General features: G+C 47.7%; 1 protein-coding gene. It reads right to left on the minus strand.

The genetic code is table 11. The features are described 5' to 3' along the window. Positions 1-988: S8 family serine peptidase (locus CHI06_RS28875; protein WP_179292830.1), on the minus strand; the 988-nt coding region annotated here is incomplete at both ends.

Below are 988 nucleotides of genomic sequence, written 5' to 3' on the forward strand. Positions count from 1 at the left end.
AGCGGTACGAGTTGCCGCTACTGTTTGCCATTCGGCAGTTTCGCTTGCACGGTATTGTAGCTCTACACTTCTTACATTGACATTGTCTTGTACTTGAACAGTAAGAGGTAATGTCATATTCGAAAATGTTTCAATTGGAGCGGTATGCTGATAAGTTGGATTCTCAGTATCTTGACCTTCACGAATCACTTGCCCCTGAACTCGACCTATTCCGTTGACAACGGCGGAGACAGCGCTATAGGCGTTTACTAGACCATGACCATAACCATAGTTTGGTGAAGTTGGATAGGTGGAGTCAGTTAATGGTATTGCCGAAGTAATTAAAATTGTTTCCATTTCATCAACAGTAAGAGAGGCATCCGCCTGCTTCATCAAAGCAACGACTCCAGCAACGGCTGGTGCAGCCATCGAAGTTCCTTGCATGTTTTGATATTTACTTCCTGGTACAGAAGAGCGGATGGTCACACCTGGAGCGGAAATGTCTGGCTTCCATTCTCCATATGGCCCAGGACCGCGTGAGGAGAAACCAGCAAGCAGATTATTGATATCCGTTGCGCCAACAGCGAACGATTCCGGATAGTTGGCCGGGGCGGAGATGGTTCCATCATTCGGACCGCTATTTCCAGCAGAGAAATTAGGGAAAATATCGGCTGCACGCCAGTTTTGCACCATTTGACGGTACCATTCATTGATTCCACTAGCACCGCCCCATGAGTTGTTCACTACGTCAGGTGCTTTTTCTGGATGTGGGTTGCCTTGCGCATCTTTTGGAGCTAGAATCCATTCTCCAGCTTTCAATAGGTCTTCGGAGGTTCCACCAGCCGAGGAAAAGGCTTTCACCGCGATCCATTTTGCACCTGGAGCGACACCGATTTGGTTCGTGCCATTAGGCTCAGAACCCACCATCGTACCTACGGTGTGAGTTCCGTGACCCAAATCATCATAAGGTGTAGCTTGACCATTAATAGCATCATACCAGTTGTAAGTA

The sequence above is a fragment of the Bacillus sp. 7884-1 genome (assembly GCF_002272245.1).
Taxonomy (GTDB): domain Bacteria; phylum Bacillota; class Bacilli; order Bacillales; family Cytobacillaceae; genus Neobacillus.